Annotated in this window: 12 protein-coding genes, 2 tRNA genes and 1 other annotated feature; of the genes, 3 read left to right on the top strand and 11 right to left on the bottom strand. The window is 29.6% G+C overall.

Annotated elements, in window-relative coordinates; translation table 11 throughout:
• The 4 genes from aroF to C7U54_RS13245 form a co-directional block, all read right to left on the bottom strand.
• The coding region (aroF, locus tag C7U54_RS13260) for a 3-deoxy-7-phosphoheptulonate synthase (RefSeq protein WP_107030611.1) at positions 1-836 on the bottom strand (836 nt) is incomplete at its 3' end.
• 55 nt (positions 837-891) lie between these two features.
• Positions 892-1133: a binding site (T-box leader), on the bottom strand.
• 96 nt (positions 1134-1229) lie between these two features.
• A tRNA-Gly gene (locus C7U54_RS13255) sits at positions 1230-1303 on the bottom strand.
• Positions 1304-1308: 5 nt separating this feature from the next.
• Positions 1309-1395: transfer RNA gene (locus C7U54_RS13250), tRNA-Leu, on the bottom strand.
• A 68-nt stretch (positions 1396-1463) separates the two neighbouring features.
• A complete protein-coding gene (locus C7U54_RS13245) occupies positions 1464-1967 on the bottom strand; it encodes a hypothetical protein (RefSeq protein ID WP_022001186.1) in 504 nt (167 codons plus the stop codon).
• 103 nt (positions 1968-2070) lie between these two features.
• Between C7U54_RS13245 and C7U54_RS13240 the strand changes: the two genes are divergently transcribed.
• From C7U54_RS13240 to C7U54_RS13230, 3 genes are read left to right on the top strand one after another with little or no spacing between them, the layout of a single operon-like run.
• Positions 2071-2652 (top strand): hydrolase, encoded by a 582-nt coding sequence (locus tag C7U54_RS13240; RefSeq protein WP_107030610.1) that lies wholly within the window; start codon positions 2071-2073, stop codon positions 2650-2652.
• Entirely contained in the window at positions 2652-3962 is a 1311-nt protein-coding gene (locus C7U54_RS13235) for an RsmF rRNA methyltransferase first C-terminal domain-containing protein (protein WP_107030609.1), read from the top strand. Before C7U54_RS13240 ends, C7U54_RS13235 begins: the two co-directional genes overlap by 1 nt.
• A complete protein-coding gene (locus C7U54_RS13230) occupies positions 3959-4420 on the top strand; it encodes an HD domain-containing protein (RefSeq protein WP_022001189.1) in 462 nt (153 codons plus the stop codon). Before C7U54_RS13235 ends, C7U54_RS13230 begins: the two co-directional genes overlap by 4 nt.
• Positions 4421-4711: 291 nt before the next feature.
• Here the strand turns inward: C7U54_RS13230 and C7U54_RS13225 are convergent, their stop codons facing one another.
• The 7 genes from C7U54_RS13225 to C7U54_RS13195 form a co-directional block, all read right to left on the bottom strand.
• Positions 4712-5368: an alpha/beta fold hydrolase gene (locus C7U54_RS13225; RefSeq protein WP_107030608.1), complete on the bottom strand. Its 657-nt coding sequence runs from the start codon at positions 5366-5368 to the stop codon at positions 4712-4714.
• Positions 5368-6081, bottom strand: a complete 714-nt coding sequence (locus tag C7U54_RS13220) for a lysophospholipid acyltransferase family protein (protein ID WP_022001191.1) — start codon at positions 6079-6081, stop codon at positions 5368-5370. The genes C7U54_RS13225 and C7U54_RS13220 overlap by 1 nt, the downstream gene beginning before the upstream one ends.
• 4 nt (positions 6082-6085) lie before the next feature.
• Entirely contained in the window at positions 6086-6556 is a 471-nt protein-coding gene (locus C7U54_RS13215) for a dihydrofolate reductase (RefSeq protein ID WP_022001192.1), read from the bottom strand.
• Positions 6556-7443 (bottom strand): thymidylate synthase, encoded by an 888-nt coding sequence (gene thyA, locus C7U54_RS13210; protein WP_107030607.1) that lies wholly within the window; start codon positions 7441-7443, stop codon positions 6556-6558. The genes C7U54_RS13215 and thyA overlap by 1 nt, the downstream gene beginning before the upstream one ends.
• Before the next feature lie 75 nt (positions 7444-7518).
• The gene (locus tag C7U54_RS13205; RefSeq protein WP_022001194.1) at positions 7519-8190 is read right to left on the bottom strand and encodes a beta/alpha barrel domain-containing protein; all 672 of its coding nucleotides are present in this window, start codon (positions 8188-8190) and stop codon (positions 7519-7521) included.
• 10 nt (positions 8191-8200) lie between these two features.
• Positions 8201-9085: an ROK family protein gene (locus C7U54_RS13200; RefSeq protein ID WP_107030606.1), complete on the bottom strand. Its 885-nt coding sequence runs from the start codon at positions 9083-9085 to the stop codon at positions 8201-8203.
• Positions 9086-9148: 63 nt separating this feature from the next.
• Positions 9149-9694 carry a type III toxin-antitoxin system ToxN/AbiQ family toxin gene (locus C7U54_RS13195; protein ID WP_022001196.1) on the bottom strand — a complete coding sequence of 182 codons (546 nt, stop codon included), beginning with the start codon at positions 9692-9694 and terminating at the stop codon, positions 9149-9151.
• Positions 9695-10126 lie beyond the last annotated feature (432 nt).

The raw sequence follows: 10126 nt of genomic DNA, 5'->3' as shown, positions 1-10126 counted from the left end.
CACCATTTTCCTCCGGCATGACTTGGATCGATAATGATTGGTAAGTGTGTCAATTCTTTGATTACTGGGACTGCTTGTAAGTCTAATGTATTTCTTGTGTATGATTCAAATGTTCTCACTCCTCTTTCACATAGGATGACATTTGGATTCCCACTTGCCATGATATATTCTGCTGACATGATCCATTCTTGGAATGTTGCACTCAACCCTCTTTTTAACAAGATTGGTTTCTTTGTTGCTTTCCCGACTTTCTTTAACAAGTCGAAGTTTTGCATGTTTCTTGCTCCAATTTGAATCAAATCTACTTTTTCAATGAATTCATCTAAGTATTCTGCATCCATCAATTCTGATACGATTGGTAATCCTGTTGCTTCTTTAGCTGCTACTAGAATATCTAATCCCGCTGATCCCATTCCTTGGAAAGCATATGGTGATGTTCTTGGTTTGAATGCTCCACCTCTTAATAGATTAGCTCCTGCTGCTTTGGCTGCTTTAGCGATTTCAATCACTTGCTCCTTGCTTTCTACTGAACATGGTCCTGCAATAACAGCTAAATGTCCTCCACCAATTTTAACGCCACCGACATCAATAACTGAATCTTCTGGATGGAAAGCTCTATTCGCTAATTTATATGGTTCTGATACATGCATTACTTTTTCTACAGCTGGATCTACTTCAATTGATTCAGGATCTACTTTTGTTGTATCTCCAATAATTCCAATAACAGATTGTGTTGCCCCATTTACAACATTTACTCTTAACCCTAATTTTTCTACTGATCCTGATACTTTTTCTACATCTTCTTTAGATGCTGTTGATTTCATTACAATAATCATATTACTTGTCCCCTTTTCTTCATTTCCCTTGATATAAATAAAAAAGCTCTCATCCTCTAAGGACGAGAGCTATCGCTTCGTGATACCACCTTTGTTTATTAGTATATTACTATACTAACCTCATCGAGTACAATCATACTCTTCCACTTTAACGGGTGTAACCGGAGATGCCTACTTAAAACTGTTCAACACTCTACTCCAAGATGAATTCAACAAAAATCTCTACTTTCCTTTTCACCTACCAGGAAATCTCTACGCTAAAGATCAACGTCTACTCTTTCTTTTCACAGTATTTATATCAAATGTGATTACATTGTATACAAATTGTTATCATCTGTCAACCATTTGTTTTAAATATAATAAAAACATCTCATTAGAGATGTTTTCATCACTTGGAGCGGGTGATGGGAATCGAACCCACGTAGTCAGCTTGGAAGGCTGAAGTTCTACCATTGAACTACACCCGCAAGTATGGTGCCCGAAACCGGACTCGAACCGGTACAGCTGTTACACCGGCAGATTTTGAGTCTGCTGCGTCTACCAATTTCGCCATTCGGGCTTGTGTGCCTTATCATTATAACAAGACCTTTATTATAAAACAAGCAAAAAATAAAAAAAGAGTATTCCCTACTCTAATTTATCTTTAAAATCATTCCATTTTTCTTCTGTGAAATTTTTTACACGATCAATCCCATTTTCTACATCATCTACAGCATCTTGAAAAATACCTTCCCCATTTCCATAATAATGCATCATCAATGTTTTCGTTTTCTTTCCTAATTCTAAAATTTCTTTTTCTTCACTTGATAACTTTTGATCTGTATTTTTTTCTATATACTCTAATCGACTCGCAGCTGCGTAAACTTTTTTAGCTTCTTCTTGATTATCTTGAGTAATTCCTTCTTTGATTTTATCATAACCATCTAAAATTGTTTGTGTTAAGGCTTTAACATCTTGTTTAGAAGTATCATTTTCAACATCTTGATCTATTTGATCAAAATCATCCTTTACATCATCCCAAGCAATTTCTACGTTTCCTTTAAAACCACTATCAGTTGTTTGATTTCTACAGCCTGTTAAAGTAAAAGTACAAGTTATTAAAAGTATCAAAGTTATAATATATCTTTTCATTTTATTCCTTCTTTCATTTCTAGTATGTCCTTGATATTTTATTTCATACTTTTATTGAAGAAAAAGCATGTTTTCGATAAAATATAAAAAAAGAGGAATGCTTATGACAAATAAAGAAAGATTTATAGAATTATATAAAACAAATATAAAAAGACCTGGAAGCGAAAAACTTCTTGAATATTTATTATCTCCACATTCTGATTTCTTTGAAGCACCTGCCAGTGCACGATTTCATGGAAGCTATGATGGTGGATTACTTGAACATAGTTTAAATGTTTATGATTGTTTGAAAGATTATCTTCAAAGAGAAAGAGTGAAAGATACATATCAAATGAATTATAGTGAAGAAACAATTGCGATTGTTTCATTATTACATGATTTATGTAAAATTAATTGTTATAAAAAGGGAACACGTAATGTTAAAAAAGATGGTCAATGGATTCAAGTACCAAACTATGAATATGATGATCAATTGCCATATGGTCATGGAGAAAAAAGCGTTTATATGATTAGTGGTTATATGCGTCTTACAAGAGAAGAAGCTTTTGCGATTAGATATCATATGGGCTTTTCTGGAAATGAAGATGCTAGAAATGTTGGAAAAGCTTTTGAAATGTTTCCTATTGCTTTTGCATTAAGTGTTGCTGATATGGAAGCTACTTATTTTATTGAGGGGAAAGAATAATGAATGAGTTATTTATTGAAAGAATGAAAGAATTATTAAAAGATGATTTTGATGCTTTTATGAATTCTTTAAATGAAAATGAAGTTAAAGGATTTTATTTAAATCCTTTAAAAAAGGATGTTTTAAATCATTTAAATCATCAATATATAGAAAAACATCCTTATGTAGATGGTGGTTATTATTTTGATTATCTTCATTATCCACTAGGTAAAAGTCCTTATTTTATGTGTGGACTTTATTATATTCAAGAACCAAGTGCTATGAGCGTAGCCGCTTGTTTAGATATTAAAGAAAATGATTATGTTTTAGATATGTGTGGTGCTCCTGGAGGTAAGACGTGTTATGTTGCCAGCCGTCTTTCTAATGAAGGATTAATGATTGCTAATGATATTTCTAAATTACGTGCTTCTATTTTATCAAGTAATATTGAAAGATTTGGTTTAAAAAATACAATTGTGACGAATTGTGATCCTTTAAAAATGAAGTTTGAAAGTTTCTTTGATAAAATCATTTTAGATGCTCCTTGTTCTGGAGAAGGTATGTTTAGAAAAGATAAAGAAGCAATTGATACTTGGTCAATGCAAAAGATAAATGAGTGTGCTTATATTCAAAGAAACTTAATTGATCAAGCATATAAGATGCTTAAAAAAGATGGCATTTTAATTTATTCTACATGTACTTATTCTTTAGATGAAAATGAAAAACAAGTTGAATATATGATCAATGAATTAGGTATGAAATTACTTCCAATTAATAAAAAAGAAGGAATGTCTGATGGTTTTATTGAAGGAACCATTAGAATGTACCCTCACATTAATCGTGGTGAAGGACAATTTATAGCCATGTTACAAAAAACAACAGAAACAGCTATTTCAAAAGAAAAAATTTTAAAACCAAATTTAAAGAAAGAACAGCTACAACTTGTTCAAAAGTTTTATCAAGAAAACTTAAATATTCCTGTACCACCTTATCTTTATCAATCAAATAATCATGTCTATGCTATTTTAAATCATTTTCCTGAACTTCCAATCAAAGTTTTAAGAAATGGTCTTTATTTAGGAGAATGTAAAAAAGGAAGATTTGAACCAAGTCTTTCACTTGCTCTTACTTTAAATAAAGATGATGTTAAAAGATCTTATAATTTTAAATGTGATAGTCAAGAAGTAAAAGATTATCTTTCTGGTTTAACCTTGAAAGGAAATAATCAAAAAGGCTATGGTGTTATTTTTGTAGATGGTTATCCACTTTCTTTCTATAAAGAAAGTAATAATCAAGTTAAAAATTTATATCCTAAAGGACTTAGACGATGAAAAGATATTTAGAAATTGAAAAAATCGTATATCAAGAACTTGAAAAAAACTGTTTTGGAAACAAAAAAAGACAAGGCTATCGTCATCTATTTGGCGTTTCAACCTTATGTATTGCCTATAGTCAGTATGTACAATTAGACTGTGAACTATGCGCTATTATGGGACTTTTACATGATTATTCCGTTTATAAAAACAATACCTCATTTAATCACGCTCAACTTTCAAGTGAACTTGCTAGAAAGATGTTAGAAGAAAGTTTTTTGTTTGAAAATGAAGAAATAGATATTATCGTTCAAGCTATTAAAAATCATTCAACTAAAAATAAAGTTCATGATCAATATAGTGAACTACTTAAAATGTGTGATGTTTTAGAAACTTATTATCATGATCCTGATTGTATTTTTGATGAATATCATCAAAAATATATTGAAAAAGCATCATTACTTCTTAACAAATAAAAAAAACTTAATGGTTCTTTATTTCAGACTGTTGACATATAAAAAAACAACAGTCTTTTCTTTTGTAAAATAAAAAGACATTAAAAATAGAAATTTTAAGTATCTTTATAATACAATTATTCTATTATAAGAAACAATTGTATCTAATTACAACAATTCCTCAACTATAACATTCGAGGAATTAATTAGTAGGAAATAAATATTATTGATAAGATATCAATATTCTATTTTTTAGTTAGAATTTATAACAAAAAAGGATGTTACGATTTAAATTATTTCGTAACATCCCCTTTATTTTAATTCTTCTAATATAATTTTAGCAATCTTTTTGTTATGAATAATATAACTGCTATGATCTTCTCCTTCGAGAATTCTAAACTCACAGTTTTTAATATGATGTGAAATACGTTCAATATGATCTAATTTAATTAAATCATCACTTCCTGCAAGCAGTAATGTTTTAGCTTCTATTTGATGAAGTTGTTGATTAGAAATATGGGGTTCTTCTAACATCATTCTAATTAAAGGATTTTTTGTTTTTTGATATTGCTCCTTCATTTCTTGATAAACTTCTAATATAACACCATTGGGTTTAACATTGACTCCTGCAAGAATTAAATGATCTACAAGTTTTGGATAAAGACTTCCTATTAATAAACCAATAATTGCTCCATCACTACTTCCCATTAAAGAAATATCTTTTAGTTCAAGTTGTTCAATCATTTCTTGAATATCCTTTGCCATATCTAGATAATGATATTCTAGAACTTTATCACTTTGACCATGTCCTCTAGAATCAACAGCATAAACAGTATAATGCTTTTTTAATAATTCTATAGCTTCATCAAAAATACGATGATCTTCTTCATTTCCATGAAGTAAAATTAAAGGTTTCCCTGTTCCTTGTTTTTCATAAAACAAGCGCACACCATTTACATGTATAAACATTAACAATACTCATCCATACACGCTTGAATTCTACTTTGAACAAGAGCAGCAATTTCAGGTGTTTTTAAATCTTTATATTCATCATATTCAATTGGTTTTAAATAATGAATTTGTGCTTTTACGGGTTTAATTGTATTGTTATCAAATACTTGATAACAATCAATCATTGCTACTGGAACAATTGGACAATGAGATTTTAAAGCAATTTTAAAGGTTCCACCTTTAAATTCACCTATTTTATTACCTTGTTTAGAACGTGTTCCTTCTGGATAAATAACATAATTCATACCAGCTTCTATTTCTTTAGAAACGTTTTTAACCATTTTGGCACCATCTCTAATATTACTACGATCTAAAGCATAATAGTCTAATGTTTTAACAACATCTTTAATTAAAATTGTAGATGCTAATTCTTTTTTTAATACAAATTTAGCTGTTTTATCATGTGTTTTAAAAACAGCCACAATATCAAATAATCCTTGATGATTAGGAGTAATGAGATATCCATTTTCTTGAGGAAGATTTTCTAAACCATAACATTCTAAATCTACTCTTGCTTTTTTAACAATTTCATCAGCAACATTATGTATAAATTGATATCCTTCATCAATTGTTGGATATTTTTCTTTATTTTGATATTGTTTTAACTTATAAAACCACCAATAAGGTAATTTAAAAATACATCTTAAGACAACTAAAATTATTCTTTTCATATCATCATCCCTTTTTATAGATTTGTAAGACAAACGTTTCCATTTGTGTTTCTTTTTCTAATTGAAAATTATATTCGTCAAAACTTGGAAAATAGGTTTCACCTTCATGTTTTCCTGGTATTCTAGAAATCATTAGTTCATCTACATAAGGAAGTGCTTGCTTATAAATAGAAGCCCCTCCACAAATAAATAAATCTTCCTTTTTATTTTTATATTCTTGAATCGTTTCCACTAAATCATGTCTTACTTCTACACGTTCATCATCTAATTCACCACGGGTTACAACAATTGTTTTTCTATGAGGAAGTGGTCTTCCTATTGCCATGTATGTTGTTTTTCCCATTAAAATTGTTTGGTGAAGTGTTGTTTTTTTAAAATGTTGTAAATCTTCTTTATTATGCCAAGGCATTCCATTAGAAGAGTCTTTTTTACCAATTAATAAATCATCATCTGTTGCTACAATAATAGAAATCATTAGACACTCACCTTTCCAACAAGTCTACCATGAGATTGATAATTTTCAATTTTAATATCATCTATTGTAAAATCAAAAATAGATTTAACTTCTGGATTTAAAACAAGTTGACATTTAGGATAAGGAGTTCTAGAAATTTGTTCCTTAACAACATCAAAATGATCTTTATAAATATGAGCATCTCCTATAGTATGCACAAATTCTTTTGGTTTGTACCCACATACTTGAGCAAGCATTGCTGTAAATAAAGCGTAAGATGCAATATTAAATGGTACTCCTAAAAATGTATCTGCACTTCTTTGATATAATTGACAACTTAAATATTTTTTATCATTGCTTACATAAAATTGTAAGAAAGCATGACATGGTGGAAGTGCCATTTCATCAACTTCTGCTGGATTCCAGGCACAAATAATATGTCTTCTTGAAAATGGATTATTTTTTAATGAATCAACAAGTTTTGCTACTTGATCAATACCTTCATTATTAAAATTACGCCATTGTCTACCATAAACTGGTCCTAATTCACCATATTTAACAACAAATGGATCATCTGCTGGTAATTCTTTGATTTTAGCAACAAATTCTTCTAAAGTTTCTCCATGAAAATCTTCACTTTTCTTAAAAGCTTCATAAGGCCATTCATTCCAAATCTTCACATTTCTATCAACAAGATATTTTATATTAGTATCTCCTTTAATAAACCATAATAATTCTTCAGCAATAGGTCTTAAAAACATTTTCTTTGTTGTAAGTAAAGGAAAACCATCTGTTAAATCATAACGTGTTTGATAACCAAAAACACTACGTGTTCCTGTTCCTGTACGATCATCTCTATCTTGACCATTTTCTAATATATATTGACACATATCTAAATATTGTTTCATTTCATTCACCTCTCTTTGTCAATTATATAGAAAATCATTTCAATTGTCATCTACAAAAAAAGAGGATTTCTCCTCTTAATCATATCTATGTCGATATTCTTCCATCATTCCTTTAAAGATTTCACCATTTGTAGGTGGTGTAAAGGTTACAGCATTTGCTCCTGCTTGAATAACTTCTCTAACTGTTTCTTCTGTTGGTCCACCAGTAGCAATAATAGGGAAATTAGGATCAATTTCTCTTAATTTTTTAACAATTTTAACAGTATCTTTTCCTCCAGATACATTTATAATATTTGCTTTCGTATGTAACATTCTTTTTTCTAAATCTTCATTTAAAGAAACAATTGTTAAAACAACAGGAATATCAATATCATCTGCAAGATTTTGAACAAATTCAGTTGCTGTTGGTGCATTTAAAACAACAGCTGTTGCTCCATGTAACTCTGCATCTAAAGCAATCGATTCAACACGTTTACCGGCAGTTGTTCCACCACCAACACCAACAAAAACAGGTCTTTGAGCAACTGAAATAATTGCTTCTGTAATTTGAATTGTTGGTGTAAAAGGATAAACCGCAATAACAGCATCCGCATTACAATTAGCAATCACCGCTACATCTGTTGAAAAAACCAGTGATTTAATTCTTTTTCCATTAATTAAAACTCCTGTAGCTTCACGATAAACTTCAGGTACAAGAATTGTATGACTTCTCAGTTGTGTATTAATTTTAGGTATTGCTTTATTCATAAAATCCTCCTTAATGTCTTTGAATATAATGATATGTTGCTCCAATTAAATTCGCATCATTTCCAAATTGACATACTTTAATATTTGGTCGTACATGTGCATGCGTTAATTGAGAAAAAATAATATCTAATTGTTCATTGACTTTATCTAATAAATCACTTCTTGATGAAATAGCTCCACCAATAATAATCATGCTTGGATCATAAGCATATTGTAAATTATAAATACCCATTGCAAGAGTACGATAATATTCATCAACATATTTTTTATAAACTTCATTATTATCCGCTTGATCAAAAACTTCTTTACCATCTAAAGTATGATAATCAACGTCTAGTTCCTTAGCCACTCTTTTAGTTACCGCAACTGTTGATCCATCATCTGACCATGTATAATATTTCTTTTCATCTTGATCATATCTCATAATCATATAACCAAATTCTCCACCATGTAATGCATTTCCATGATGAACATGACGATCTTTAATAACTGCTCCACCAATTCCTGTTCCACTAACAATAAAACAGCAATCATTTTCATGACATGCAACACCTTTCCATACTTCTGCAAGGGCTGCACAGTTAGCATCATTTTCAAATTCAACATCTTTATTTAAACGTTGTTTTAAATCTTCCTTAATATTTGGACCATGAATATAATCGATAGCACTTGAACCATAAATAATACCACCATCACTATCAACAGCTCCTGGCATTGATAAAGCAATTCCTTCTATATCTTGATATTCATGAGCTACATTTTCTATTTCTTGATACATTTTTTCTAATGTATCTGGTGTTTTAAATTTATTTGATGAAGACACTTCTCCTTCTTCATTTACAACAGCATATTTGACAGATGTTCCCCCAACATCAAACGCTAAATATTTTTTCATAAGCCTCTCCTTTCGTTTCTTACATTATTATAGTATATTTTTTTGAACAAATCATTAACATCCTTATTTTATAAACACCTTATTCCATTCATCACAATTTCTTTCCAATAATTCAAAATCAACCGTTGCTAATTTTATATAATTATAAGAAGATTTTCTTTTTTTCAGTTTATAAACAATTTGTGCTCGTCTCAATATATCCTCTTGATTTTTAAAACTTCTTAAAACCTGAACTTGATCTATTAATAATCCCTTATACTTTAAATCTTTTTCTAAAAAAATATTAAACTCATGATAACATCCTTCAGGAACAGGAATCATATTATTAAATAATAACTTTCCTAGATATGATTCAACCGTTGGATTTCCATTAAATATTCTTTTAATAGTTGGAACTCGTGTAAATTGAACTTTTTTATGACCATCTTGATCATTAAAATAATCTCTTTTATCAGGTGAAGATAAGGGAACAAAATACTTATAACCATTTATTAATACTTTTATAGCAATAAATTTTCTTTGATGATTTCCACTATTATGTATTAAAACTTTTGAATCTGCTTTGTATAAATATTCCATATATTGACTATCAATTTCATATAATTTCATAAATATAGCTCCTTTTAGATAATAAAAAAACGAAGAGGTTATCTCTTCGTATAAGTATTTGATTTCTTATAAGAAATCTATGATTTTTTAGCTCCCACTATTTGGCAGGGAATCTCCTGATTTTTTAGCTCCCACTATTTGGCAGGGAATCTCCTGATTTTTTAGCTCCCACTATTTGGCAGGGAATCTCCTGATTTTTTAGCTCCCACTATTTGGCAGGGAATCTCCTGATTTTTTAGCTCCCACTATTTGGCAGGGAATCTCCTGATTTTTGAAGACAATTTCTCCACTGTTATAATAGCAATTTTTGTCTCAAAATACAATTGATTTATTAAGATTATTCATCTATTTTTAATACATGGATTCCATGGTATCGACAATAATTCAAACATTTCTTTCTCAGTTTCTGTAAGTTTTATTTTCTTTGATAAT

The sequence above is a fragment of the Faecalibacillus intestinalis genome (genome assembly GCF_003024685.1).
Lineage (GTDB): Bacteria > Bacillota_I > Bacilli_A > Erysipelotrichales > Coprobacillaceae > Faecalibacillus > Faecalibacillus intestinalis.
The sequence above is the reverse complement of the archived record's forward strand: the minus strand, read 5'-3'. Positions and strand labels throughout refer to the sequence as shown.